Origin of the sequence: Streptomyces sp. NBC_01445, from assembly GCF_035918235.1 — a bacterium.
Lineage (GTDB): Bacteria > Actinomycetota > Actinomycetes > Streptomycetales > Streptomycetaceae > Streptomyces.
Map to the genome: position 1 here is coordinate 4,008,896 of NZ_CP109485.1, position 26,293 is coordinate 4,035,188.

Sequence of the window (26,293 nt, forward strand, 5' to 3'; positions counted from 1 at the left end):
TTCTCCATGCAAAGCGAAAGCTCAGGCCATATGAACGCCGTAAGCCCTGAACGCCGCTAAGCGACGTTCACCCTCTGGCCTGGCGGCGCCGCCTCCAGCCATGCCAGGAAGCCGGTCAGTGCGTCCTCGCTCATCGCCAGCTCGAGACGCGAGCCGCGGTGCGAGCACGCGAGGACGATCGCGTCCGAGAGCAGGGCCAGCTCCTCCTCGCCCTCCGGCGCGCGCCGGCCCGTCACCTCGATCGCCGAGCGCTCCAGGGTGCGGCGCGGCCTGACCGCGTAGGAGAAGACCCGGAACCACTCGATCCGGTCGCCGTTGTAGCGGGCCACGCCGTAGCCCCAGCCCTTGCCGGAGGCGTCGCCCCCTTCGGGCACGTCCCACCGCAGGGAGCAGTCGAAGGTGCCCCCGGAGCGCTGGATCAGCCGGCGCCTCAGGCCGAAGACGAACAACCCCAGCAATACGAATACGACGACCGCGACCACGCACAGCACGAGAACGAGGACCATTCGTACCGACCTCCTCGCCTCATCTGATAACGGGCCCGACAGCGGATCCGATAACGGAACTGCAAAATTGACCAAGGATCGCCTCAGCCGCGACCCGGTCCGGAGAGGTTCTCCGGTCCTGGCCGCGGCTGAGTCATGTCACTCCGCGCGCTGGGTTCAGCGCGTCGCCACCGCACGCAGTCGGACGTCCGCGCGACGCTCGGCGGATGCGTCCGCATCCGCCTGAGCACGCTCGAGCGCCCGCTCCGCACGCTGGACATCGATCTCGTCCGACAGCTCGGCGATCTCGGCGAGCAGGGACAGCTTGTTGTCGGCGAACGAGACGAAACCGCCGTGCACAGCGGCGACAACCGTCCCGCCGTCGCTCGTGCGGATCATCACCGGGCCCGACTCCAGCACACCGAGAAGCGGCTGGTGACCGGGCATGACGCCGATGTCGCCGGACGCGGTGCGCGCGACGACCAGGGTGGCCTCGCCGGACCAGACACTGCGGTCCGCGGCGACGAGCTCGACATGCAGCTCAGCAGCCAAGGTGGGCTCCTCGGGTCACCACCCGGCCGTTGCTGCCGGGTGTTGGGTCAAAGTCTAGTCGGCGTACGGAGAAGGGCGGGACACACCCTGCGGGTATCCCCCGCCCCTCTCCCACGAGTCTGTGCTTCCGAAGAAGCCAGAATCAGGAGACGCCGAGCTCCTTGGCGTTGGCCTTCAGGTCCTCGATGCCACCGCACATGAAGAACGCCTGCTCGGGGAAGTGGTCGTACTCGCCGTCGCAGATCGCGTTGAACGCGGTGATCGACTCCTCGAGCGACACGTCCGAACCGTCCACGCCGGTGAACTGCTTGGCGGCGTGGGTGTTCTGCGACAGGAAGCGCTCGACGCGACGGGCACGGTGGACAACGAGCTTGTCCTCCTCGCCCAGCTCGTCGATACCGAGGATCGCGATGATGTCCTGGAGATCCTTGTACTTCTGCAGGATCGTCTTGACGCGCATCGCGGCGTCGTAGTGGTCCTGCGCGATGTAGCGCGGGTCCAGGATGCGGGACGTGGAGTCCAGCGGGTCCACGGCCGGGTAGATGCCCTTCTCGGAGATCGGACGGGAGAGAACCGTCGTCGCGTCGAGGTGGGCGAACGTGGTGGCCGGGGCCGGGTCGGTCAGGTCGTCCGCGGGGACGTAGATCGCCTGCATCGAGGTGATCGAGTGACCACGGGTCGACGTGATGCGCTCCTGGAGGAGACCCATCTCGTCGGCGAGGGTCGGCTGGTAACCCACCGCGGAGGGCATGCGGCCGAGCAGGGTCGAGACCTCGGAACCGGCCTGCGTGAAGCGGAAGATGTTGTCGATGAAGAACAGCACGTCCTGCTTCTGCACATCGCGGAAGTACTCCGCCATGGTCAGACCGGCCAGGGCGACGCGAAGACGCGTGCCCGGCGGCTCGTCCATCTGGCCGAAGACCAGCGCGGTCTTGTCCAGAACGCCGGCTTCCTCCATCTCGACCATGAGGTCGTTGCCCTCACGGGTGCGCTCGCCGACACCGGCGAAGACGGAGACACCGTCGTGCAGCTTGGCCACACGGACGATCATTTCCTGGATCAGAACGGTCTTGCCGACACCGGCACCACCGAACAGACCGATCTTTCCACCCTTGACGTACGGGGTGAGAAGGTCGACGACCTTCAGGCCGGTCTCGAACATCTCGGTCTTGGACTCGAGCTGGTCGAACGCCGGGGCCTTGCGGTGGATCGTCCAGCGCGGGGCGTCGGCGACCGAGGACGCGTCGTCGTTCAGCACGTCACCGAGGGTGTTGAACACCCGGCCCTTGGTCAGATCACCGACGGGCACCGAGATGCCGGCGCCGGTGTCCGTCACGGAGGCCTGGCGGACCAGGCCGTCGGTGGGCTGCATCGAGACCGTACGGACCACGCCGTCACCCAGGTGCTGGGCGACCTCGAGGGTCAGCGTCTTCCTCGCACCCTCGGTGGCCGGGTCGTCGACCTCGACGTGCAGGGCGTTGTAGATCTCCGGCATCGCGTCGACGGGGAACTCCACGTCGACGACCGGGCCGATGACCCGGGCGACGCGGCCCGTGGCAACGGCCGTCTCAACAGTGGTCGTCATTACTTGTCACTCCCCGCGGTCGCGTCGGACAGGGCTGCAGTGCCGCCGACGATCTCGCTGATTTCCTGGGTGATTTCGGCCTGGCGGGCCGCGTTGGCAAGTCGGGAGAGCGAGTTGATCAAGTCTCCCGCGTTGTCGGTCGCCGACTTCATCGCGCGGCGCGTGGCGGCGTGCTTGGAAGCAGCCGACTGGAGCAGCGCGTTGTAGATACGGCTCTCGACGTAGCGCGGCAGCAGGGCGTCGAGGACGTCCTCCGCCGACGGTTCGAAGTCGTACAGCGGAAGGATCTCGCCCTTGGACTTCGACTCCTCCGCCACCTCTTCGAGGCTGAGCGGAAGCAGACGGCCGTCAATGGCCGACTGCGTCATCATCGAGATGAACTCCGTGTAGACGATGTGGAGTTCATCCACGCCGCCCTCCGCCGAGTCCTTCTCGATCGCCTCGATCAGCGGGCCCGCGACCTTCTTGGCGTCCGCGTACGTGGGCTCGTCGGTGAAGCCCGTCCACTGCTCCGCGATCTTGCGCTCACGGAAGTTGTAGTGGGCGACACCACGGCGGCCGACGATGTAGATCTCGACCTCCTTGCCCTCGGCCTCGAGACGCGCGGTCAGCTTCTCCGCGGCCTTGATGGCGTTCGAGTTGAAGGCGCCGGCCAGTCCGCGGTCGCTCGTGAGGAGCAGCACCGCGGAGCGCGTCGCCGTCTCCGGCTCCGTCGTCAGCGGGTGGTTCGTGTTCGAACCGGTGCCGACAGCCGTGACCGCGCGGGTGAGCTCGGTCGCGTACGGCGTGGAGGCCGTCACCTTGCGCTGCGCCTTGACGACGCGCGAGGCAGCGATCATCTCCATCGCCTTGGTGATCTTCTTGGTCGCGGTGACGGATTTGATGCGACGCTTGTAGACCCGGAGCTGGGCTCCCATGAGTCAGGTCCCTTCCGTCGTCACTTACCGGCGGCGGCCGGAGCGTCCTCGCCGAGAAGCTTCCCGTCCGAGGTCTCGAACTGCTTCTTGAAGTCCGCGATGGCGTCGGCGGCGGCGGTCAGGGTGTCGTCCGACATCTTTCCGCCCTCCTTGATGGAGGTCATCAGGCCCTGCTCCTTGCGGTGCAGGTAGTCGAGCAGCTCGCGCTCGAAGCGCCGGATGTCCACGACCGGGACGTCGTCCATCTTGCCGGTGGTGCCGGCCCAGACGGAGACAACCTGGTCCTCGGTCGCCATCGGCTGGTACTGGGGCTGCTTGAGCAGCTCGACCATGCGCTGACCGCGCTCCAGCTGGGCCTTCGACGCGGCGTCCAGGTCGGAACCGAAGGCGGCGAACGCCTCCAGCTCACGGAACTGGGCGAGGTCCACGCGGAGGCGGCCGGAGACCTGCTTCATCGCCTTGTGCTGCGCGGAACCACCGACTCGGGAGACGGAGATACCGACGTTCAGCGCGGGGCGCTGACCGGCGTTGAACAGGTCCGACTCCAGGAAGCACTGGCCGTCGGTGATGGAGATGACGTTGGTCGGGATGAACGCCGACACGTCGTTCGCCTTGGTCTCGACGATCGGCAGACCGGTCATCGAGCCGGAACCCATCTCGTCCGAGAGCTTCGCGCAGCGCTCGAGGAGGCGGGAGTGCAGGTAGAAGACGTCACCCGGGTAGGCCTCGCGCCCCGGCGGGCGGCGGAGCAGCAGGGACACGGCGCGGTAGGCGTCGGCCTGCTTCGAGAGGTCGTCGAAGATGATGAGGACGTGCTTGCCCTCGTACATCCACTGCTGGCCGATGGCCGAACCGGTGTACGGCGCCAGGTACTTGAAGCCGGCCGGGTCGGACGCCGGGGCGGCGACGATGGTCGTGTACTCCAGCGCGCCGGCCTCTTCCAGGGCGCCACGCACGGAGGCGATGGTCGAGCCCTTCTGGCCGATGGCGACGTAGATGCAGCGGACCTGCTTCTTCGGGTCGCCGGTGCGCCAGTTGTCGCGCTGGTTGATGATCGTGTCGACAGCCAGGGCGGTCTTGCCCGTCTGGCGGTCGCCGATGATCAGCTGACGCTGACCGCGGCCGATCGGGGTCATCGCGTCGACGGCCTTGTAGCCGGTCTCCATCGGCTCGTGCACCGACTTGCGCTGCATGACCGTGGGGGCCTGCAGCTCAAGGGCACGACGCGCGCTGGTCTCGATCTCGCCGAGGCCGTCGATCGGGTTGCCGAGCGGGTCGACGACGCGACCCAGGTAGCCCTCGCCGACGGCGACGGAGAGCACCTCACCGGTGCGCTGCACCGGCTGGCCCTCCTCGATACCGGTGAACTCACCGAGCACGATGGCACCGATCTCGCGCTCCTCGAGGTTGAGGGCGAGGCCGAGGGTGCCGTCCTCGAACTTCAGCAGTTCGTTGGCCATGGCCGAGGGCAGGCCCTCGACCTTCGCGATGCCGTCGCCGGCAAGGGTGACCGTACCGACCTCCTCGCGCGAGGCCGCGTCCGGCTTGTACGCCTGGACAAAGTTCTCCAGCGCGTCCCGGATCTCCTCCGGCCGGATCGTGAGCTCCGCCATCTGGGTTCCCTGCTCTCCTTGTTGGGCCCGAAAGTTTTCTTGGGGGGTCTGGGGTCAGCCCCCAGGAATCCTCTGCACGGCCCAACTAGGGCCGTAGGTACTACTACGTTGTGCGAGTCCGCTAGCCGGCCATACGGCGGCTGGCGTCCTCAATGCGGTCCGCGATGCTTCCGTTGATGAGCTCGTCGCCCACCTGCACGGTGATCCCGCCGAGGACCTCGGGGTCCACGTCGAGGTTCAGGTGCATCTGACGCCCGTAAAGCTTCGCCAGGGCGGCGCCCAGGCGCTGCTTATGCGCGTCACTCAGCGGCACCGCCGTGGTGACGACGGCGACCATGCGGTCCCGGCGCTCCGCGGCGAGCTTGGACAGGGACTCGAGTCCCGTCTCCAGGCTACGTCCACGCGGCTGGGTCACAAGGCGCTCGACGAGACGCTCGGTGGAGGCCTTGGCGCGACCGCCGAGCAGGCTGCGCAGCAGCTCGCTCTTGGCCGTGCCCGTGGCGTTACGGTCGGTGAGCGCGGCGCGCAGCTCGGTGTTCGAGGCGACGATCCGGCCGAACCGGAACAGCTCGTCCTCCACGTCGTCCAGCTCGCCGGCCTGCTGCGCCGCGGTCAGCTCGGCGATGCCGGCCAGCTCCTCGACGGAGTCGACCAGGTCGCGCGACGCGGACCAGCGGGAGCGGACCAGCCCGGCCACCAGGTCGGCGGTCGTGCCGCTGACCTGGCCGCTGAGCAGACGCTCCGCGAGCTCGGCCTTGGCCTCGCCGGACTGCGCCGGGTCGGTCAGGACCCGACGCAGCGACACCTCGCGGTCGAGCAGCGCGGTGACCGCGGCCAGCTCTCCGGCAAGCTGTCGGGCGTCGACCGAGGTGCTGTCGGTCAGCGCGTCGAGACGCTCACGTGCGGAGGCGAGTGCCTCGCGGCTCGCTCCGTGGGCAGTCATCGAACAGCCTCGGCCTTCTCCTCGAGGTCGTCGAGGAAGCGGTCGATCGTGCGCGACTGCCGGGCGTGGTCCTCGAGGGACTCGCCGACCAGCTTGCCGGCCAGCGTGGTGGCCAGCTGGCCCACGTCCTGGCGCAGCGCCTGAGCAGCGGCCTTGCGGTCGGCCTCGATCTGCGAGTGGCCGGCGGCGATGATTTCCTCACGCTGCCGCTGGCCTTCCGCGCGCATCTCGGCGATGAGCGTGGCGCCCTGCTCCTGCGCCTCCTGGCGCAGACGCGCGGCCTCGTGACGAGCCTCGGCCAGCTGAGCCTTGTACTGCTCGAGCACGCTCTGGGCCTCGGTCTGGGCCGACTCAGCCTTCTCGATACCGCCTTCGATCAGCTCGCGGCGCTCCTCCAGCACCTTGTTGATACGCGGGAGGAGCTTCTTGGCGAAGAAGAAGAAGACGATGGCGAAGGCAAGCGTGCCAATGAGCAGCTCGGGACCCGGCGGGATGAGCGGGTTCTGCTCCTCCTCGGCCGCGAGTGCAACCAGGTTGGCGATCACATCAGTGCCTTTCGTCGAAAGTGTCAGTAAGAAGTGATTACTTACCGAACACGAACGGCATAACGATGCCGATGAGGGCGAGCGCCTCACAGAAGGCGAAGCCGAGGATCTGGTTGGCGCGGATCAGACCGGCGGCCTCGGGCTGGCGGGCCAGGGCCTGGGTGCCGTTACCGAAGACGATGCCGACGCCGATGCCGGGGCCGATGGCAGCGAGACCGTAGCCGATGGAACCGAGGGAGCCGGTGACGCCAGCGGCGAGTTCGATGGTCGCGGACATGCCGTTACTTCCTTCTCTTTAACGAACCGGTGGGGGTTGGCCACCGGACGACTGAAATATGACGGGTCGGGACTGGCTCAGTGGTGCTCGGCGAGCGCGCCCTGGATGTACGTGCAGGCGAGGAGCACGAAGACGTACGCCTGGACGGCCTGCACGAAAAGCTCGAAGAGGATCATGACGACGGTCATGACGAACGAGACGCCCGCGGCCGGGATCATGTAGCTGTTCAGCAGGTACCAGGAGGCGACGGTGAACATCACCAGCATCAGGTGACCGGCGAACATGTTCGCGAACAGTCGCACCGCGTGCGTGAACGGCCGGACGAGCAGGTTCGAGAAGAACTCGATGAACGAGACGAGCCACTTGATCGGGCCGAGCGAGTTGTCGTAGCCCGTGATGTTCTTCCAGCCGCCCACGAAGCCGTGGCGCTTGAAGGTCAGCGGCACCCAGATCAGGTAGACGATGACGGCGAGCACGATCGGGTACGCGATGACCGACGACACCGGGAACTGGGCCAGCGGAATCACGGACCACACGTTCATGATCCAGATGAAGAAGAACATCGAGACCATGACGGGGACGTACTTCTCGCCCTCCTTCTTGCCGAGGGTCTCGTAGACGATGTTGCGGCGTACGAAGTCGTACCCCGCCTCACCGATCATCTGGAGCTTCCCCGGAACCACCTTGGCGCGGCCGAAGGCGGCGTAGAAGAGGCTCATGATGACCAGCGTCGTCAACAGGGCAAGCAGCATCACCTTGTTGAACTCGAACCCGCCGACGGTGAAGATCGGCTGGAACAGGAACGAGTGCAGACCGGGAGCCGGAAAGCCGCAGCCGTTGTCGGACAGGATCCGACAGCTCCAGTCAAAGGCGAGCTCAGTCTGGTCAGCACTCACCACGGGCTCCTTCGGCGTGACGCATAGGTACGGCAACCTCGTTGTGTCGTTGCGGCGCGCAGCCGCGGATCGGCACCGGTCTGGTGTTTCGGATGTGGGGGCGGCAGGCAGGCAGTGAGCCTCGCAGTCGAGCAGGCGTCAGCTCAGATGCCCGCGCCCGCAGTGCCGCAGTTGGCACCGGACGATAGCAGTAACGCGAACCCGCACTTATCCCGCCCCTACCCCTCATGAGGACGACCCTGAATTCTCGGGCTTGTCGCTCTTCTCGGAGTCTTTGGCCGAGTCGGGATCGATATAGAAAATCTTGGCCTTCATGTGCGCACGCGCCTGCGCGGCCATCCATACGACGGTGGCGGCGACGAGTGAAGCGGCGAAGGCCTTGGGGTTGAACAGCGTCGTGTCCTTGAAGACGGCGACGAAGATCAGAAGCAGCAGCAACTGGGCGACGTAGAGCATCAGCCCCATCGCCTGGAAGAGCTGCGGAAGCGATTTTGCCGTCCGCTGGAGGACGACCTGCCCGAGGCCCATGAAGACGATCACGACCACCGTGCCGATGACTGCACCGAGAGCCCCCTTGCCGCCGGCGACCACACCACTGATCACGGCGGCAAGCGCGCCGGCAATGGCTGTGGGCACAACGGCCTGAAGGAGGATCCGTGCGTCGTTGGAGGGCATGGCGGCAGCTCCCTTTACTGGGTGGGGGCAGGGTGTCGTCATGGACGAGCGTAGACCGGGGCCGAGAGGGAACTTCGGGCCAATGGGCCGTCGCACTACGGTCCTTCGGCTCTATCCCCGGGTCTCGTGAACGGTATCACAAACTATTTGATGAGGTCTTTACCTCTGCGGTGTGCTCACTGTCACACGTGAGAGGTAATCCGCGCGTCTGTGCAAAAACACGGCCAACTTGTCTGGTAATGAGGCGTTTTCGCGTCTCGCGTCAGCGCGACGAGTGCGCCTTGCGACGATCCAGGAAGCGCGAACGGGGGCCAATGGCCGTTGCCCCGTTGACTCCTGCGGGCATCGGCGTGCGCGAGCCCTCGCCCTCGGGTGCCTCGCCGGCCGCCCGTGCCTCTTCCTGAGCCGCGTACGACGGCGACGTCTCAGGCACCTCGGCCGACGCCCGCGCGGCCCGCCTGCGCCGGTAGCGCGGCGGCACGAAGGCCTCCGCCCAGCGCGGGGCGCGCGGCGTGAAGCGCGGCAGCAGAAGCAGTACGAGACCGACGAAGCTGAGCGCGACGATCGCCAGGACGATCCACATGGACGTCGAGTGGACGGAGTAGGCGACCGCTCCGAAGGCGAACAGCGCCGACCAGAAGTACATGATCAGGACCGCGCGGCTGTGGGAGTGGCCGATCTCCAGGAGCCGGTGGTGCAGGTGACCGCGGTCGGCCGCGAACGGCGACTGGCCCTTCCAGGTGCGGCGCACGATCGCGAGGACGAGGTCCGCGAACGGGATCGCGATGATCGTCAGCGGCATCAGCAGCGGGATGAAGACCGGGATCATCGCGTGGGTGGCGTCACGGGTGCCGCCGAAGTTCAGCTTCATCAGGCTCGGGTCGACCTGGCCGGTGATGGAGATGGCGCCGGCGGACAGGACGAGACCGATCAGCATCGATCCGGAGTCGCCCATGAAGATCCTGGCGGGGTGCATGTTGTGCGGCAGGAAGCCCAAACACATGCCGATCAGGATCGCCGCGAACAGTGTCGCGGGGGCGGCCGCCTCGATGCCGTAGCCGTACCAGAGGCGGTACGAGTACAGGAAGAACGCCGACGCGGCGATGCACACCATGCCGGACGCGAGGCCGTCGAGGCCGTCCACGAAGTTGACCGCGTTGATGCTGATCACGACCAGGGCGACCGTGAGGAGCGTGCCCTGCCACTGCGTCAGCGAGACCGTGCCCACACCCGGGATCGGCAGCCACAGGATCGTAAGACCCTGCATGACCATGACGCCGGCGGCGATCATCTGGCCGCCCAGCTTGATCAGGGCGTCGATCTCGAACTTGTCGTCCAGGACGCCGATCAGCCAGATCAGGGCGGCTCCGGAGAGCAGCGCCCGTGGCTCGTTCGACATCTCGAAGACGGGACTGAGGTTCGTCAGGTGGTCCGCGACGAGGAGACCCGCGCACAGACCGAAGAACATGGCGATCCCGCCGAGCCGGGGCGTGGGCTCCCGGTGTACGTCGCGGGCGCGGATCTCCGGCATGGCGCCGGCCACGATCGCGAACTTCCGCACCGGGCCGGTCAGCAGGTATGTCACCGCGGCCGTGATGCAGAGCGTCAGCAGGTATTCACGCACGGGCTTCCCCACAGATATCGCTGGCCATCTCAGCCCCACACCCTAGCTTCGCGCGCATGTGGTGAAGGACTGCCGGGTAGCGATGATGGTTGCACGAGTGACGGACCACCCCGGCCCGCCTACCCCTGTCTAGGCCGGATACGGCGGAAATCTTCCGGTGAGATCGCGCACTTCCGCGCGCGCTGTACGCGGATCGACCTCATCTCGCAGCACCCCCGAGAAGAGCACCGCGATGCGCGCCATCTCCGGTTCGCCCATGCCCTGGGTGGTGACGGCGGCGGTGCCGAGGCGCAGGCCGCGCCCGTCCCCGAAGGGCAGCGCGCAGGTGTCGAGGACCATGCCGGCCGAGGCGAGCCGGCCCCGGGCGGTCGGGCCGTCGACGCCCAGCGAGGTGGGGTCGGCGGTCAGCAGATGGGTGTCCGTGCCGCCGGTGGTGATCGCGAGGCCCTCGGCGTCCAGCGCGGCCGCGAGAACCCTCGCGTTGGCGACGACCTGACGGGCGTACGCGGCGAAGGCCGGGGTCTCCGCCTCGCCGAACGCGACGGCCTTGGCGGCGATCGTGTGCATCTGGGCGCCGCCCTGCGTGAAGGGGAAGACGGCCCGGTCGATCCGCGCGGCGAGCTCGGCCCCGCACAGGACCATGCCGCCGCGGGGGCCGCGCAGGACCTTGTGCGTGGTGGCGCAGACGACATCGGCGTACGGCACCGGGTTCGGCGCCGCTCCCCCGGCGACCAGGCCGATGGGGTGCGCGGCGTCGGCGATGAGGTAGGCGCCCACGTCGTCGGCGATGTCGCGGAAGGCCGCGTAGTCGATGTGCCGCGGATAGGCGATGGAGCCGCAGACGATCGCCTTGGGACGGTGGGCGCGGGCCAGCGCGCGGACCTGGTCGTGGTCGATGAGGCCGGACTCGGGGTCGACGCCGTAGGGCACGAAGTCGAACCAGCGGCCCGAGAAGTTCGCGGGCGACCCGTGGGTGAGGTGGCCGCCGTACGAGAGCCCCATCGCGAGGACGGTGTCGCCGGGGCGCAGCAGGGCGGCGTACGCGGCGAGGACCGCGGAGGAGCCGGAGTGGGGCTGCACATTGGCGTGCTCGGCCCCGAAGAGCGCTCTGGCCCGGTCGACGGCGATGCGCTCCGCCATGTCGACGAGCTCGCAGCCGCCGTGGTGACGGGCGCCGGGGTAGCCCTCGGCGTACTTGTTGGCGAGCGGGGAGCCGAGGGCCGCGAGAACGGCCGGCGACGTGAAGTTCTCGGCGGCGATCAGCTGGAGCGACGTGGCCTGCCGGGCCGCCTCGCCGAGCATGATCTCGGCGATCTCCGGGTCCTGCAGACGCAGCACGTCGAAGCCGGCGTGCGCGTACGTCGCACCGGCGGGGGCTTGTTCAGTGGTGACCGGCATCTTGGGCTCCGGGCCTCGCGGGGGTGACCTCAAATCCAATGTAGGCCCGCAATGCCCGCGCCGCCCGGAACTCAGGTACGAGCGGGTACTCCGGCAGTCGCTGTCACCGAGTTCATTTGCACGCCGGAACACCCGTCAGCGCCGTCACCACGGGCTCCAGCGCTTCGCTGATCTCCTCGCCGACCGAGCGGAAGAAGGGCAGGGGTGCGCCGTACGGGTCGTAGACCTCGTCGGCCTCGGCGTTCGGGGCGAGAAGCCACCCGCGTAGAGCCGCCGCGGCGCGCACCAGGGCGCGTGCGCGCTCCACCACGCCGCCGTCCAGCGGATCGGGCAGCGTGGCCGGATCGATCGCCTGGACGAGGCGGGTGAACTCCTTCAGCGTGAAGGTGCGCAGGCCCGCGCTGTGGCCCATGGAGATGACCTGGGCGCGGTGGTCGCGGGTGGCCGTGAGGACCAGGTCCGCGCGGATCACGTGGTCGTCGAGGAGCTCGCGGCCCACGAAGCCGGAGGCGTCCGCCCCGAAGTCCGCGAGGACCGTCTCGGCGTTGGCCTCCATGGGCGCGCCCTCGTGGCCCCAGGTGCCCGCGCTCTCGACGATCAGACCGCGTACGAGGGGGTCGCCGAGCCGGTCCACCAGGGCATGCCGGGTCAGCCGCTCGGTGATCGGCGAGCGGCACACGTTGCCGGTGCTGACATGGAGGATGCGGAAGGAGTCCCCGTTGCCTATGCCACGCCCCGTCTCAGGGGCTGTCAATTCGCCACCTCGAGGTCGGGTACGACCTTGCGCAGCTCGTCCGCGGTCAGGGCACCCGCGCGCAGGAGCACCGGAACCTTCCCGGTCACGTCGACGATCGAGGACGGGACGATGCCGGGCGTGGGGCCGCCGTCGAGGTAGACGGAGACGGAGTCGCCGAGCATGTCCTGCGCGGCGTCGCAGTCCTCGGGGGCGGGGTGCCCGGTGAGGTTCGCGGAGGACACGGCCATGGGGCCGACCTCGGTGAGCAGCTCGATCGCGACCGGGTGCAGGGGCATGCGCACGGCGACGGTGCCACGGGTGTCGCCGAGGTCCCACGCCAGGGACGGCTGGTGCTTGGCGACGAGCGTGAGGGCGCCCGGCCAGAACGCGTCGACGAGTTCCCAGGCCATCTCGGAGAAGTCCGTGACGAGGCCGTGCAGCGTGTTCGGGGAGCCGATGAGGACCGGGGTCGGCATGTTGCGGCCGCGCCCCTTGGCGTCCAGGAGGTCGGCGACCGCCTCGGAGGTGAAGGCGTCGGCGCCGATGCCGTACACGGTGTCGGTGGGCAGCACGACCAGCTCACCGCGGCGGACGGCGGACGCGGCTTCACGCAGACCGGTCGTACGGTCCGACGCGTCGTTGGTGTCGTATCGCCGAGCCATTTAGCGGGCCTCCTCGTACACGAAGTACACGTAGTCCATGCGAGAGATGCGGGAGATGCGGGAAGTGCTGGTGCTGCCGGTACTGCTGATGCTGCCGGGACTGCTGGTGCTGCGCTGATTCTGTCGCGTCACGGCATCGCCTTGCGGGCGGTCGCGAAGCGCGGGCGGTTGTTCAGGTCGGGATGGTCGGCGGCGTCGGCCCAGCCCCGTTCCTCGGTGAAGATCCACGGGACCTGGCCGCCCTGGGTGTCGGCGTGCTCGACGACGACGACGCCTCCGGGCCGCAGCAGACGGTGCGCGGTGCGCTCGATGCCGCGGATCAGGTGGAGCCCGTCCTCGCCTGAGAACAGAGCGAGTTCGGGGTCGTGGTCGCGGGCCTCGGGGGCGACGTACTCCCACTCGGTGAGCGGGATGTACGGCGGGTTGGAGACCACCAGGTCGACCTGGCCGTCGAGCTCCGGGAAGGCCTCCAGGGCGTCTCCCTGGCGCAGGTCGACCCTGGATCCCTCGACGTTCTTGCGCGTCCAGCGCAGGGCGTCCTCGGACAGCTCCACGGCGTGCACACGGGAGCGCGGGACCTCCTGCGCGAGGGCGAGCGCGATGGCGCCCGAGCCCGTGCACAGGTCGACGATGAGCGGCTCGACGACATCCATGGCCCGTACGGCGTCTATGGCCCAGCCGACCACGGACTCCGTCTCGGGCCGCGGCACGAACACGCCCGGCCCCACCTGGAGTTCGAGGTAGCGGAAGTAGGCGCGCCCGGTGATGTGCTGGAGCGGCTCGCGGGCCTCGCGGCGCGCGGTGACCTCCCAGTAACGGGCGTCGAAGTCCGCGTCCTTGACGAGATGCAGCTCGCCCCGCTTCACGCCGTGCACGAAGGCGGCGAGCTCCTCCGCGTCGTTGCGCGGCGAGGGCACGCCCGCGTCGGCGAGGCGCTGGGTGGCCTGGGCGACTTCCGCGAGCAGCACGCTGCGGGGGTTTGGGGGTCGCCCCCCAAGATGTTGCTGCACGCTGGTCCTCCGGGGCTGAGCTGGTCTTTTGGGCGTGGCTTAGGCGGCGGCGAGCTTGGCGGCCGAGTCGGCGTCGACGCAGGCCTGGATCACCGGGTCGAGCTCACCGTCGAGCACCTGGTCCAAGTTGTACGCCTTGAAACCGACGCGGTGGTCCGAGATGCGGTTCTCCGGGAAGTTGTATGTACGGATCTTCTCGGAGCGGTCGACGGTACGGACCTGGCTGCGGCGCGCGTCCGCGGCCTCGGCCTCGGCCTTCTCCACTGCTGCCGCGAGAAGCCTGGAGCGCAGGATACGCATCGCCTGCTCCTTGTTCTGGAGCTGGCTCTTCTCGTTCTGGCAGGAGGCGACCACTCCGGTGGGCAGGTGCGTGATGCGCACCGCGGAGTCCGTCGTGTTGACGGACTGGCCGCCGGGGCCCGACGAGCGGTAGACGTCGATGCGGAGGTCGTTCGCGTGGATCTCGACGTCGACGTCCTCGGCCTCGGGCGTCACGAGGACGCCGGCCGCGGAGGTGTGGATGCGGCCCTGCGACTCGGTCGACGGCACACGCTGCACGCGGTGCACGCCGCCCTCGTACTTCAGGCGGGCCCAGACGCCCTGGCCGGGCTCGGTCGCGCCGTTGCCGCCCTTGGTCTTCACGGCGACCTGGACGTCCTTGTAGCCGCCCAGTTCGGACTCGGTGGCGTCGATGATCTCGGTCTTCCAGCCGACGCGCTCCGCGTACCGCAGGTACATGCGCAGCAGGTCGCCGGCGAAGAGGGCCGACTCGTCGCCGCCCGCGCCCGCCTTGACCTCGAGGATGACGTCCTTGTCGTCGTTGGGGTCCCGGGGGACCAGCAGGAGCCGCAGCTTCTCGGTGATCTCCGCGCGCTGCTTCTCGAGGTCCTTGACCTCGGCGGCGAAGTCCGGGTCGTCCGCGGCGAGTTCGCGCGCGGTCTCGATGTCGTCACCGGTCTGCTTCCAGGAGCGGTAGGTGGCGACGATCGGGGTCAGCTCGGCGTAGCGCTTGTTGAGCTTGCGCGCGTTCGCCTGGTCGGCGTGGACCGAGGGGTCCGCGAGCTTCTTCTCGAGATCGGCGTGCTCACCGATGAGGTCCTCGACGGCCTCGAACATCTCCGGCTCCTGAAGTGAGGTACAGCGAAAGGGAACGGCCACCGGCCGGCCAGGGAAGACCCCCGGGTCCCCGGCCAACCAAAAACAAGCACGCCGGTCCCGGCCCGCCCCGAAGGGCGGCCGTGGACCGGCGCAAGTGGCTCGCTACTTGTTGGCGGCAGCAGCCTTGCCGAAGCGGGCCTCGAAGCGGGCCACGCGGCCACCGGTGTCGAGGATCTTCTGCTTGCCCGTGTAGAACGGGTGGCACTCGGAGCAGACCTCGGCACGGACAGTGCCGGACGAGATGGTGCTACGGGTGGTGAACGACGCGCCACAGGTGCAGCTGACCTGCGTCTCGACGTACTCGGGGTGGATGTCGCGCTTCAAGGTGTCTCCTATGATCTCGGAGGGCTCCGGGTCGCTTCCGCGGATTGCGGGGGCGTGAACCGGGGCCGACGTACCAGTCTGCCAGGACTGGCCGTATCCCCCAAAACCGGGGTCGGGGCGGAACTATTCCCGAAGGGTCACCGGCACGTGGTGACCGGCGGCCGATGACGGCCGGTGACCGGCTAGTGGCTGGTGACGACGGAGCCCGCGGAGCCCTTGTCACCGGCGGAGTTCTTGATCGCGGAGGCCGGAACGGGCTGGTCCGCCTTGAGCGCCGCCCATACCCTCGCGCCCGCCTTCTCCAGCGGGAGTACGCGGTTCGGATCGGCGGGGTCGTACTGGACGGGGAGCGTCACCATCTTCATGTCGCCGGCGCCGATGCCCTTGAGGCCGCCCGCGAAGCCCGCCAGTTCCTTGACCGAGTTGAGCTCGGAGTCGGTGGTGACGGCGCTGGTGGCGGTGTCCGCGAGGTCGTAGAGCTTCTTGGGGCTGGTGAAGACGCCGACGTCCTTGATCTGGTTGATCAGCGCCTTCATGAAGGCCTGCTGGAGCTGTATTCGGCCCAGGTCGCTGCCGTCGCCGACGGCGTGCCGGGTACGGACGAGGCCGAGCGCCTGCTCGCCGGTGAGGGTGTGCGTGCCGGCCGCCAGGTGCAGATGGCTCTTGTCGTCGTTGATGGCCTGCTGGGTGGTGATGTCGACGCCGCCGAGGGTGTTGATGAGCTTCTTGAAGCCCGAGAAGTCGACCTCGACGTAGTGGTCCATGCGGATCCCGGACATCTTCTCGACCGTCTTGACGGCGCAGGCCGGGCCGCCGACCTCGTACGCCGTGTTGAACATCTGCTGGCTGCCGCCCGCGACCGTGTTCCCGGCGCTGTCGGTGCAGGTCGGCCGTGTCACGAGGGTGTCGCGCGGTATGGAGACCACGCTGGCCTTCTTGTGGCCCTTGTACACGTGGACGACCATCGCGGTGTCGGAGCGGGCGCCGCCGCCGTCCTCGCCGTACTTGGCGTTCGCGCCGGAGCGCGAGTCCGAGCCGAGGACGAGGATGTCCATCGAGCCGTTGTCGACGTTCGTGGGACGGTCGGTGCCGAGCGCGGCGTTGATGTCGACGCCCTTGATGTTCCCGTTGAGCTTGAAGTACAGGAAGCCGGCGCCCGCGCCCGCCACGACGACGAGTCCCGCCGCGGTGCAGGCCGCGATGACGAGGGCCTTGCTGCGCTTGGCGCGCGGCTTGCGCCGTCGGCCGCCACCTCCGCCGCCACGGGTGGGGCGGCTCGGATCGGTGGTCGCGGGGCTGCTCTCGTCAGGCATGTGCTCCTCAGTCCTCAACTGCTCGTTTGTTCGGTTACCCCCTGTTTGCAGGGTCAGGCTCGATCGGACGTCTCTTCGTCCGTGCCCTCACCGGACGTGGAAACCGGGAAGAAGGGTTGCACAACGCGCTGTGCCCGCCGCGACGGTCGCGACGGGCACAGCGCGTGCTGACGAAAGCCGATCGTCCGGCTCTCACCTGCGGGTTTATCCGAAGACGTTGTACTGCGTGTAGCCGGTCCCGATCTTGATGCGTGTGGCAAAGATCTCCGAGGAGGCGGTCCCCGTGCCCGGGTACAGATAGAGCGTGCCGCCGGGCGTGCGGGCCACGTAGTCGGCCTTGCCGTCGCCGGTCACGTCACCCGGCGCCGCGAACGCGTTGTACCCGTCCCAGGTGCGCACCTGCACACCGGTCTCGAAGGGCGCGGACGCCTTGCCGGTGCCCTTGAGGAGGTACAGCTTGCCGCCGCTGCCGCGGGCGATCAGGTCGCTCCTGCCGTCACCCGTGAAGTCGCCCTTGCCGCGCAGGGAGTTGAAGACCTGGTAGCCGCTGCCGACGGTGGTGCGGGTGCCGTACGTCCCGTCGCCCTTGCCGGGGTACAGGTAGAGCGTGCCGCCGGAGGTCGCCGAAAGCAGGTCGGGGAACCGGTCGCCGGTGACGTCACCGGGCGCCACGATGAACTTCCGCGTCGCCCAGTCGCTCGCGATCTTCGTGTCCGTGTACGTCGAGCTGGACGCGGACCGGTGGCGCCAGTAGACGGCCCCGTCGGACCGGCGGCGGATGATGAAGTCCTGGTACCCGTCGCGGTTCATGTCGGCCTGGAGGACCAGGTTGTACGCGCTCCAGGACCCGGTCAGCGTCTTGCGCGTGGCGAACCCGCTGCCCGTGGACTCCTTGACGTACCCCTTGCCGCCGGACGCGGCGCGGACGAAGAGGTCGGCCTTGCCGTTGCGGCTGATGTCGGTGTCGTCGATGCGCGGACGGACCTTGGACTGGTACGTGGAGACCTTGGTGAACGCCTCGTACGTGCCGGAGACGTTGCAGACCTGCTTGCCCTGGCTGATGCCCCAGGACACGATGCCGACCACCTTGTCGCCCACGACGAGCGGGCCGCCGGAGTCACCCGGGCACGTGGTCTTGCCGGTGCTGTCGTCGCCGGTGCCGAGCTGTCCGGCGCAGATCATCTTCCCGGCCTGGAAGTACGGGTCGAGGTTCTGGGTGCAGGCGTCGTCGGAGTTCAGCGGCAGGGTGACCTTCTGCAGCTGGGACGCGATGTCGGCGGTGTCCTCGTTCGAGCTGGTGAGGCCCCAGCCGTACACGGTGGCGTTCGTGCCGGCGGCGTACAGCGCGCTGTCACCCTCTCCGGCCAGCTCCAGCGTGGTCTGGGCGACCGGCTTGGCGAGGGTGAGCAGGGCGACGTCGTTCGTGATGGCGTCGGGGTCGTAGCCGTCGCGCACCCAGCTGCGGGTGACGTCGATGTACGTGGCGCCGTTGCCGGCGACGGTGACGCTCTTGCTGGTGCCCACGGCGACTTCGCCGTACTTGCCCCAGTCCTGCCGGTTGCCGTTCTCGTCGTGCAGGCAGTGCGCGGCGGTGAGCACCTTGTTGGGCGCGACCAGGGTGCCGCCGCAGACGAAGTACGAGCCGCCGGCGGGGTCGTTGTAGACGAGCTGCACCATCCAGGAGGCGGCGCTCGTGGTGCCGCCGATGATGCGGGGCGTGACCTTCTTGTCTCCGCTCGGCGACGGGGAGGACGCCGCAGGCTCCGCGGTCTTCGCGCCGGGCGGCGGCTGCACGACCCGGCCGGTGTCGGACTCCCCCGCATAAGAGGTGACGGCGAACGCGCCTCCGCCGATCAGCGCGAGCCCGGCCGCGGCGGCCGGCAGCACCTTGCCGAGTCTTCGACGGTGCCGGCCGGAGCCGGATACAGATATGTCCACGCAAGTCCCCCCAGGGAGCGATGAGTTGAACGTTGGATGAAGAGCGTGATCGTACAACCCTCCCCGAACAGCACAAAGGGCCGCCCCCGTCACGGATGTGACGGGGGCGGCCCTTGAGCGGTGCTACCGCAGAGCGAAGCCTTAGTCGTTGCCGTTGCCCGGCGTCGGCGTCGTCTTCGCGATCTGCATCAGGAACTCGGCGTTCGACTTCGTCTGCTTCATCTTGTCGAGAAGCAGCTCGATGGCCTGCTGCGAGTCGAGCGCGTGCAGCACCCGGCGCAGCTTCCAGACGATCGCCAGCTCTTCCGCGTTGAGCAGGATCTCTTCCTTACGGGTGGAGGACGCGTCGACGTCCACCGCCGGGAAGATGCGCTTGTCGGAGAGCTTGCGGTCGAGCTTGAGCTCCATGTTGCCGGTGCCCTTGAACTCCTCGAAGATCACCTCGTCCATGCGCGAGCCGGTGTCGACCAGCGCGGTGGCGAGAATGGTCAGCGAGCCGCCGTCCTCGATGTTGCGCGCCGCACCGAAGAAGCGCTTCGGCGGGTAGAGCGCGGTCGAGTCGACACCACCGGACAGGATGCGGCCGGAGGCCGGCGCCGCCAGGTTGTAGGCACGGCCCAGACGCGTGATGGAGTCGAGCAGGACGACCACGTCGTGACCGAGCTCCACGAGACGCTTGGCGCGCTCGATGGCGAGCTCGGCGACCGTGGTGTGGTCCTCGGCCGGGCGGTCGAAGGTCGAGGAGATGACCTCGCCCTTCACCGACCGCTGCATGTCGGTGACCTCTTCCGGACGCTCGTCGACCAGGACGACCATCAGGTGGCACTCGGGGCTGTTGACGGTGATCGCGTTGGCGACCGCCTGCAGGATCATGGTCTTGCCGGTCTTCGGCGGGGCCACGATCAGGCCTCGCTGGCCCTTACCGATCGGCGACACGAGGTCGATGATGCGGGTGGTCAGGATGCCCGGGTCGGTCTCCAGACGGAGCCGGTCCTGCGGGTAGAGCGGCGTCAGCTTGTTGAACTCCGGCCGCCCGCGCCCGGATTCGGCCGCCATGCCGTTGGCCGAGTCGAGACGGACCAGCGCGTTGAACTTCTCGCGGCGCTCGCCGTCCTTGGGCTGGCGGACCGCGCCGGTGACGTGGTCACCCTTGCGCAGGCCGTTCTTGCGGACCTGGGCGAGGGACACGTACACGTCGTTCGGGCCGGGCAGGTAGCCCGAGGTCCGGATGAACGCGTAGTTGTCGAGGATGTCCAGGATGCCCGCGACGGGGATCAGGACGTCGTCCTCGGAGACCTGCACCTCGTTGCCGAAGCCGGCCTCGTCGCGGCCACGACGACCACGTCGGTCGCGGTAGCGGCCACGGCGGCCGCGGCGGCCACCCTCGTCGTCGAAGTCGTCCTGCGGACCGTTGTCCCGCTGACGGTCCTGGCGTCCGCCGCCCTGCGGCTGACGGTTTCCGCCCTGCTCCTTGCCCTGCTCGTCGCCCTTGCCACGGCGGTCGCCGCGGTCACGGCCGCCGCGCTCACCGCGGTCGCCGCCACGGTCACCGCGGTCACCGCGGTCACGACGGTCACGACGCTCGCGCCGGCCCTCGGCGCCACCGTCACCGGCGTCGCCCTTGGCCTCGCCCTGGGTGTCGGTGCGGGTCTCGGTCTTCGCCTCGGCGGTGACGGTCTCGGGGCTGCCGGCCTCCGAGGTGGCACGGCGGCGACGACGCTCGCCGCCCTTGTCGTCGCTCGCAGGCTGACCGGGGATGTCGATCTGCTGCTGAGCGGCGGCCTTCGCGGCCTTGGCGTCCTCGGCCTTGGTGGCCTTCGCCGGGGCCTCGGTGCCGTTCGCCACGGCCTCGTCACCGGTGCGCGCCTTGGAGGTGGCGCGGCGCTTCGGCTTGGTCTCGTTGGTGTCGGCGCTCTTCGCGGGAGCGCCTCCCCCGGCCTGCGCCTCCTTGATGACCTCGATCAACTGGCTCTTGCGCATACGCGCGGTGCCCCTGATGCCGAGGCCCGATGCGACCTGCTGGAGCTCGGCCAGCACCATGCCGTCGAGGCCGGTACCGCGGCGCCGACGGGAGCCCGAAGCACCGGCGGCAGGCGCAGCAGAGGCATCCGCAGCGGCGGAGGGCGCGGCAGCGGAGCTGTCGGCGTTCACGCCCATCAGATCGGTGGTGTCGCTCACGAAGGGTCCTTCCCTGGAGCGGACGTCGGCCTGTCTGGCTCGGCGACCGGTTGTGCTGTCCGGCGGTGGTCCTGTCCGTATGGACCGTGCCGGGGCGGTGGTCCGCCAACGCGGCGGAAGAATTCATTGGTGACGGCGAGTCCCGAAGCCGCGGGTTTCACTGGAATGTCTGTGTCACCCGGCTCGATCACACCGGTTCCGGAGCATGCTCGAAACAGCTCAGTGCACGGCACAGAGCAATTTGCGGGGCTCCTGGAAGAATGGTTGTCCCGGAGGGGGACACACAGCACCTCGCCATGGTGGGGTCGGGTGCAGACTTGAGGTTAACACTACCGGATCCAACAAATATTCCCCCTCTCGAATTCCGGCAACCGTGTGTCAGTGGGCAAGCGGCAGCACGCTCGCTCCGTCGACATCGAGGTCGAGGCGGTTCGCCGCCCATCCCTCACCGGCCAGCCGGGCGACCTTGTCGGCCGCTTCCTTCTCCACAAGGGCGAGGACCGTGGGGCCCGCCCCTGAGATCACCGCGGGTACGCCGTCGGCCCGCAGCCGCTCCACAAGTGCGAGGCTCTCCGGCATCGCGGGAGCCCGGTACTCCTGGTGGAGCCGGTCCTCGGTGGCGGGCAGCAGCAGCTCGGGGCGCCTCGTGAGGGCCTCTACGAGCAGGGCCGCTCGGCCCGCGTTCACCGCGGCGTCCACATGGGGGACGCTGCGCGGCAGGAGACCGCGTGCGGTCTCGGTGAGTACCGGCTTTCCCGGTACGAAAACCACCGGAACGATGGAACCAGCGGGGTCCATCCTGATCGCCCGGGCCGCACCGCCGTCCATCCAGGAGAGCGTGAAGCCGCCGAGCAGGCAGGCCGCGACGTTGTCCGGGTGCCCCTCGATCTCGGTCGCGAGCTCAAGAAGGGCCGCGTCGTCGAGCCGGGCGTCGCCGCCTATCGTCACGGCGCGCGCGGCGACGATGCCGGCGCAGATGGCGGCCGACGAGGAGCCGAGGCCGCGGCCGTGCGGGATCCGGTTGGCGCAGACGACCTCGAGGCCGCGCGGCTGTCCGCCGAGCAGGTCGAAGGCGGTGCGCAGGGAACGTACGAGCAGATGGGACTCGTCGCGCGGGAGGGTGTCGGAGCCCTCACCTGCGATGTCGATGTTCAGGCCGGAGTCGGCGACCCGGACGACCACGTCGTCGTAGAGACCCAGCGACAGGCCGAAGGCATCGAAGCCCGGGCCGAGGTTGGCGCTGGAGGCGGGGACGCGCACCCTGACGGCGGCGGCGCGGAAGGCGGGACCGGCCATCGCTCGATGACACTCCTTGAGCTGCGGTTCTTGCGTGATGAACAAGGTGACTGCGGTAGAGATCCGATGATTGCTGCCCGTGTGAGAACCCGAAGGCCGCGAGGGCTACGACAACGCCTGCGGCACCGCGGCATATGCCTGTGCGGCGGGGTGGGTTCGGTACAGCCTATCGAAGGAAGGTTCTGTGGCGACATAGGGCGCACAGGAGGCGCACGATGCGTGTCGCAAGCCTCCTGTGCACCCCCTGTGCGGAGTTGACCGGCCCTGTCCGGTTACGCCAGGCCGAGGCGCTCGGCCGCGGTGGCCGCGTCGACCGGGACGGTGACGGGCTGCGGGGCGCCCGCGACGGCCCAGTCGGGGTCCTTGAGTCCGTTGCCCGTGACGGTGCAGACGATCTTCTGCCCCTTGTCGACCTTGCCCTGCTCGGCGGCCTTGAGCAGACCGGCGACGGAGGCGGCCGACGCGGGCTCCACGAAGACACCCTCCTGGGACGCCAACAGCTTGTAGGCGCGCAGGATTTCACGGTCCGTCACTTCGTCGATGAAGCCGCCGGACTCGTCACGGGCGGCCAGCGCGAAGTCCCAGGACGCGGGGTTGCCGATGCGAATCGCGGTGGCGATCGTCGACGGGTCCTTGACGATCTCGCCGCGCACGATGGGCGCGGAACCGGACGCCTGGAAGCCCCACATGCGCGGGGTGTGCGTGGCGATGCCGTCCGCCGCGTACTCCTTGTAGCCCTTCCAGTAGGCCGTGATGTTGCCGGCGTTGCCGACGGGAAGGACGTGGATGTCGGGCGCGTCGCCGAGGGCGTCGACGATCTCGAACGAGGCGGTCTTCTGGCCCTCGATACGGAACGGGTTGACCGAATTGACCAGCGCCACCGGGTAGTTCTCGGAGAGGGCGCGGGCCAGGTTCAGGCAGTCGTCGAAGTTGCCGTCGACCTGGAGGATCTTCGAGCCGTAGACCAGCGCCTGGCCCATCTTGCCGAGCGCGATCTTGCCCTGCGGGACGAGCACGGCGCAGACCATGCCGGCGCGCACGGCGTAGGCCGCGGCCGAGGCGGACGTGTTGCCGGTGGAGGCGCAGATGACGGCCTGCGCGCCCTCCTCCTTGGCCTTCGTGATCGCCATCGTCATGCCGCGGTCCTTGAAGGACCCGGTCGGGTTGGCGCCCTCGACCTTGAGGTGGACCTCGCAGCCCGTGCGCTCGGAGAGCACCTGGGCGGGCACGAGCGGCGTGCCGCCCTCGCGCAGCGTGACGACCGGCGTGGTGTCGGACACCGGAAGCCGGTCGCGGTACTCCTCGATGATTCCGCGCCACTGGTGGGTCATTGCTCGTTACTCCCCTTCAACACGCATGATGCTGGCGACACCACGCACGGTGTCGAGCTTGCGCAGCGCGTCGACGGTCCCGGTGAGGGCCGCGTCCGCCGCACGGTGGGTGACCACGACGAGGGAGGCCTCGCCGTCCTTGCCCGATTGGCGCACCGTGTCAATGGATACGCCGTGCTCGGCGAAGACCGTCGCGACCTGGGCGAGAACGCCCGGCTTGTCGGCCACGTCGAGGCTGATGTGGTAGCGCGTCACGACCTCGCCCATGGGCGAGACGGGCAGCTGGGTGTAGGCGGAGTCACCGGGTCCGGTGGCCTCGCCGAGCTTGTTGCGGCACACGGCCACGAGGTCGCCGAGCACGGCCGACGCGGTGGGCGCGCCGCCGGCTCCGGGCCCGTAGAACATGAGCTGGCCGGCGGCCTCGGCCTCGACGAACACGGCGTTGTACGCGCCGCGCACGGAGGCGAGGGGGTGGTCGAGCGGGATCATCGCGGGGTGCACGCGCGCGGTGACGGACCCGCCGTGCGCCGCCCGCTCACAGATCGCGAGCAGCTTGATGGTGCAGCCCATCTCCTTCGCGGAAGCGAAGTCGGCTGCGGTCACCTCGGTCATGCCCTCGCGGTACACGTCGTCGAGACGGACGCGGGTGTGGAAGGAGATCCCCGCGAGGATGGCGGCCTTGGCGGCGGCGTCGAAGCCCTCGACGTCGGCGGTCGGGTCGGCCTCCGCATAACCGAGCGCGGTGGCCTCGTCGAGGGCCTCCTGGTAGCCGGCGCCCGTCGAGTCCATCTTGTCGAGGATGAAGTTCGTGGTGCCGTTGACGATGCCCATCACGCGGTTGATCTTGTCGCCGGCGAGGGACTCGCGCAGCGGCCTGATCAGCGGGATCGCACCGGCGACGGCGGCCTCGTAGTAGAGGTCCTTGCCCTGCTCCTCGGCGGCGGCGTGCAGCGCGGCGCCGTCCTGGGCGATGAGCGCCTTGTTGGCGGAGACGACGGAGGCGCCGTGCTCGAACGCCGTCATGATGAGGCCGCGGGCAGGCTCGATGCCTCCGATGACCTCGACGACGACGTCGATGTCGCCCCGTTTGACCAGCGCGGTCGCGTCCGTCGTCACGAGCGAGGGGTCGATGCCCTCGCGCACCTTCGACGGGCGCCGGACGGCGACCCCGGCCAGTTCCACGGGGGCGCCGATCCGGGCCGCGAGGTCGTCGGCGTGCGTCGTCATGATGCGCGCCACCTCTGAGCCGACTACCCCACAGCCAAGGAGCGCCACCTTCAGCGGACGCGTACGCATCATCGACCTACGCCTTTCATTGAACCCAGCTCAGAGAGCTCAGCCTGCTTGATACTGCTTCAGTGGACCAGTCTCACCCACCGGACCGGGGTTTCTGCCCCCGGTCCGAATCCTGAGACGTGTATTTCATTTATCCGACGTCGAGACGCAGGAGATCTTCCTCCGTCTCACGCCGGACGATCACCCGCGCCTCACCGTCGCGCACGGCGACGACGGGCGGGCGAAGTGCGTGGTTGTAGTTGCTGGCCATGGACCGGCAGTACGCGCCGGTGGCCGGCACCGCGAGCAGGTCACCGGGCGCGAGGTCGGCGGGCAGGAAGGCGTCCTTGACCACGATGTCGCCACTCTCACAGTGCTTGCCCACCACGCGGACGAGCATCGGCTCGGCGTCGGAGCGCCGCGAGACGAGGGCGACCGTGTACTCGGCGTCGTAGAGGGCGGTGCGGATGTTGTCCGACATGCCGCCGTCCACGGACACGTACGTACGGAGGGTTTCGAGCGGCTTGATGGTGCCGACCTCGTAGAGCGTGAAGGCGGTCGGGCCGACGATGGCGCGGCCCGGCTCGACGGAGATGCGCGGCGTGCGCAGACCGGCCGCTTCGCACTCGCGCGTCACGATCTCGCCGAGCGCCTTGGCGATCTCGTGCGGCTCGCTCGGGTCGTCATCGGAGGTGTACGCGATGCCGAGACCGCCGCCGAGGTCGATCTCGGGCAGCTCGACACCGTGCTCGTCGCGCACCTCGGCCAGCAGCGACACGACGCGCCGCGCGGCGACCTCGAAGCCCGCCATGTCGAAGATCTGCGAACCGATGTGGCTGTGGATGCCGATGAGCTCGAGACCGTCGAGCTTGAGCGCACGCCGTACGGCCTCGGCGGCCTGCCCACCGGCGAGCGCGATCCCGAACTTCTGGTCCTCGTGCGCGGTGGCGATGAACTCGTGCGTGTGGGCCTCGACACCGACCGTCACGCGGATCTGCACGGGCTGGCGCTTGCCGAGCCGCTCGGCGATGTGCGACACCCGCACGATCTCCTGGAACGAGTCGAGCACGATCCGCCCGACGCCGACCTCGACGGCCCGCTCGATCTCTGCCTCGGACTTGTTGTTGCCGTGGAAGGCGATACGGGCCGGGGGCATCCCGGCGGACAGGGCGGTGGCGAGCTCGCCACCGGAACAGACGTCCAGATTGAGCCCTTCCTCGTCCAGCCAGCGCACCACGGCGCGGGAGAGGAAGGCCTTGCCGGCGTAGAAGACGTCGGCGTCGGGGCCGAAGGCATCGCGCCAGGCGCGGCAGCGGGCCCGGAAGTCGTCCTCGTCGAGGAAGTAGGCGGGGGTGCCGAACTCCTCGGCGAGCCGGGCCACTTCGATACCGCCGACGCGGACCGCGCCGTCGCCCTCACGGGTGACGGTCCGCGACCACACCTTCGGGTCGAGGACGTTGAGATCGGCGGGCGGAGCGGCGTAGTGCCCCTCGGTCAGGACATCTGCGTGGCGGGGCCCGGCGGGGTGTGCGGAACGGCTCATGACTGTCTTCTGCGCTCTC

General features: G+C 68.8%; 25 protein-coding genes. All 25 read right to left on the bottom strand.

Going from position 1 to position 26,293, the window contains the following annotated elements; all coding sequences use genetic code 11:
- Nucleotides 1-56: 56 nt before the first annotated feature.
- Entirely contained in the window at nucleotides 57-506 is a 450-nt protein-coding gene (locus tag OG574_RS18070) for a DUF2550 domain-containing protein (protein ID WP_100595849.1), read from the bottom strand.
- 156 nt (nucleotides 507-662) lie between these two features.
- Nucleotides 663-1,037 carry a F0F1 ATP synthase subunit epsilon gene (locus OG574_RS18075; RefSeq protein WP_100595850.1) on the bottom strand — a complete coding sequence of 125 codons (375 nt, stop codon included), beginning with the start codon at nucleotides 1,035-1,037 and terminating at the stop codon, nucleotides 663-665.
- Between the two features lie 142 nt (nucleotides 1,038-1,179).
- The gene (atpD, locus tag OG574_RS18080; protein WP_326774075.1) at nucleotides 1,180-2,622 is read right to left on the bottom strand and encodes a F0F1 ATP synthase subunit beta; all 1,443 of its coding nucleotides are present in this window, start codon (nucleotides 2,620-2,622) and stop codon (nucleotides 1,180-1,182) included.
- Complete coding sequence (locus OG574_RS18085) at nucleotides 2,622-3,539, bottom strand: F0F1 ATP synthase subunit gamma (RefSeq protein WP_326774076.1); 918 nt, start codon at nucleotides 3,537-3,539, stop codon at nucleotides 2,622-2,624. The genes atpD and OG574_RS18085 overlap by 1 nt, the downstream gene beginning before the upstream one ends.
- A gap of 20 nt (nucleotides 3,540-3,559) precedes the next feature.
- Complete coding sequence (gene atpA / locus OG574_RS18090) at nucleotides 3,560-5,152, bottom strand: F0F1 ATP synthase subunit alpha (protein WP_326774077.1); 1,593 nt, start codon at nucleotides 5,150-5,152, stop codon at nucleotides 3,560-3,562.
- Nucleotides 5,153-5,273: 121 nt separating this feature from the next.
- Nucleotides 5,274-6,095 (bottom strand): F0F1 ATP synthase subunit delta, encoded by an 822-nt coding sequence (locus tag OG574_RS18095; RefSeq protein WP_326774078.1) that lies wholly within the window; start codon nucleotides 6,093-6,095, stop codon nucleotides 5,274-5,276.
- Nucleotides 6,092-6,640 (bottom strand): F0F1 ATP synthase subunit B, encoded by a 549-nt coding sequence (locus OG574_RS18100; RefSeq protein WP_326774079.1) that lies wholly within the window; start codon nucleotides 6,638-6,640, stop codon nucleotides 6,092-6,094. Before OG574_RS18100 ends, OG574_RS18095 begins: the two co-directional genes overlap by 4 nt.
- Nucleotides 6,641-6,677: 37 nt before the next feature.
- On the bottom strand, nucleotides 6,678-6,917 hold the full coding sequence (gene atpE, locus OG574_RS18105) for an ATP synthase F0 subunit C (RefSeq protein WP_326774080.1): 240 nt from the start codon (nucleotides 6,915-6,917) through the stop codon (nucleotides 6,678-6,680).
- Between the two features lie 77 nt (nucleotides 6,918-6,994).
- Nucleotides 6,995-7,765: a F0F1 ATP synthase subunit A gene (gene atpB, locus OG574_RS18110; RefSeq protein ID WP_266676634.1), complete on the bottom strand. Its 771-nt coding sequence runs from the start codon at nucleotides 7,763-7,765 to the stop codon at nucleotides 6,995-6,997.
- 273 nt (nucleotides 7,766-8,038) lie between these two features.
- On the bottom strand, nucleotides 8,039-8,488 hold the full coding sequence (locus OG574_RS18115) for a hypothetical protein (protein WP_100595857.1): 450 nt from the start codon (nucleotides 8,486-8,488) through the stop codon (nucleotides 8,039-8,041).
- 262 nt (nucleotides 8,489-8,750) lie between these two features.
- Nucleotides 8,751-10,112, bottom strand: coding sequence for an MraY family glycosyltransferase (locus tag OG574_RS18120; RefSeq protein WP_326774081.1), 1,362 nt, complete (start codon nucleotides 10,110-10,112; stop codon nucleotides 8,751-8,753).
- A gap of 129 nt (nucleotides 10,113-10,241) precedes the next feature.
- Complete coding sequence (glyA, locus tag OG574_RS18125) at nucleotides 10,242-11,510, bottom strand: serine hydroxymethyltransferase (RefSeq protein ID WP_326774082.1); 1,269 nt, start codon at nucleotides 11,508-11,510, stop codon at nucleotides 10,242-10,244.
- Nucleotides 11,511-11,622: 112 nt separating this feature from the next.
- Nucleotides 11,623-12,264 (bottom strand): arsenate reductase/protein-tyrosine-phosphatase family protein, encoded by a 642-nt coding sequence (locus OG574_RS18130; RefSeq protein WP_100595860.1) that lies wholly within the window; start codon nucleotides 12,262-12,264, stop codon nucleotides 11,623-11,625.
- Nucleotides 12,261-12,908: an L-threonylcarbamoyladenylate synthase gene (locus OG574_RS18135; protein ID WP_100595861.1), complete on the bottom strand. Its 648-nt coding sequence runs from the start codon at nucleotides 12,906-12,908 to the stop codon at nucleotides 12,261-12,263. The genes OG574_RS18130 and OG574_RS18135 overlap by 4 nt, the downstream gene beginning before the upstream one ends.
- Nucleotides 12,909-13,040: a hypothetical protein gene (locus OG574_RS18140; protein ID WP_326774083.1), complete on the bottom strand. Its 132-nt coding sequence runs from the start codon at nucleotides 13,038-13,040 to the stop codon at nucleotides 12,909-12,911.
- Nucleotides 13,037-13,876, bottom strand: a complete 840-nt coding sequence (prmC, locus tag OG574_RS18145) for a peptide chain release factor N(5)-glutamine methyltransferase (RefSeq protein ID WP_100595862.1) — start codon at nucleotides 13,874-13,876, stop codon at nucleotides 13,037-13,039. Before prmC ends, OG574_RS18140 begins: the two co-directional genes overlap by 4 nt.
- 81 nt (nucleotides 13,877-13,957) lie before the next feature.
- Nucleotides 13,958-15,034, bottom strand: a complete 1,077-nt coding sequence (gene prfA, locus OG574_RS18150) for a peptide chain release factor 1 (protein WP_100595863.1) — start codon at nucleotides 15,032-15,034, stop codon at nucleotides 13,958-13,960.
- 144 nt (nucleotides 15,035-15,178) lie between these two features.
- A complete protein-coding gene (gene rpmE / locus OG574_RS18155; RefSeq protein WP_100595864.1) occupies nucleotides 15,179-15,400 on the bottom strand; it encodes a 50S ribosomal protein L31 in 222 nt (73 codons plus the stop codon).
- A gap of 182 nt (nucleotides 15,401-15,582) precedes the next feature.
- Nucleotides 15,583-16,713 carry an LCP family protein gene (locus tag OG574_RS18160; RefSeq protein WP_326774084.1) on the bottom strand — a complete coding sequence of 377 codons (1,131 nt, stop codon included), beginning with the start codon at nucleotides 16,711-16,713 and terminating at the stop codon, nucleotides 15,583-15,585.
- Nucleotides 16,714-16,917: 204 nt separating this feature from the next.
- Nucleotides 16,918-18,651, bottom strand: a complete 1,734-nt coding sequence (locus OG574_RS18165) for a trypsin-like serine protease (RefSeq protein ID WP_326774085.1) — start codon at nucleotides 18,649-18,651, stop codon at nucleotides 16,918-16,920.
- Between the two features lie 141 nt (nucleotides 18,652-18,792).
- Entirely contained in the window at nucleotides 18,793-20,829 is a 2,037-nt protein-coding gene (rho, locus tag OG574_RS18170) for a transcription termination factor Rho (RefSeq protein WP_326774086.1), read from the bottom strand.
- A gap of 378 nt (nucleotides 20,830-21,207) precedes the next feature.
- Nucleotides 21,208-22,125 (bottom strand): homoserine kinase, encoded by a 918-nt coding sequence (thrB, locus tag OG574_RS18175; protein ID WP_100595868.1) that lies wholly within the window; start codon nucleotides 22,123-22,125, stop codon nucleotides 21,208-21,210.
- A 272-nt stretch (nucleotides 22,126-22,397) separates the two neighbouring features.
- Entirely contained in the window at nucleotides 22,398-23,456 is a 1,059-nt protein-coding gene (gene thrC / locus OG574_RS18180; protein WP_100595869.1) for a threonine synthase, read from the bottom strand.
- A gap of 6 nt (nucleotides 23,457-23,462) precedes the next feature.
- Nucleotides 23,463-24,752 carry a homoserine dehydrogenase gene (locus OG574_RS18185; protein ID WP_326778532.1) on the bottom strand — a complete coding sequence of 430 codons (1,290 nt, stop codon included), beginning with the start codon at nucleotides 24,750-24,752 and terminating at the stop codon, nucleotides 23,463-23,465.
- 130 nt (nucleotides 24,753-24,882) lie between these two features.
- Nucleotides 24,883-26,274 (bottom strand): diaminopimelate decarboxylase, encoded by a 1,392-nt coding sequence (lysA, locus tag OG574_RS18190; protein WP_326774087.1) that lies wholly within the window; start codon nucleotides 26,272-26,274, stop codon nucleotides 24,883-24,885.
- Between the last annotated feature and the right edge of the window lie 19 nt (nucleotides 26,275-26,293).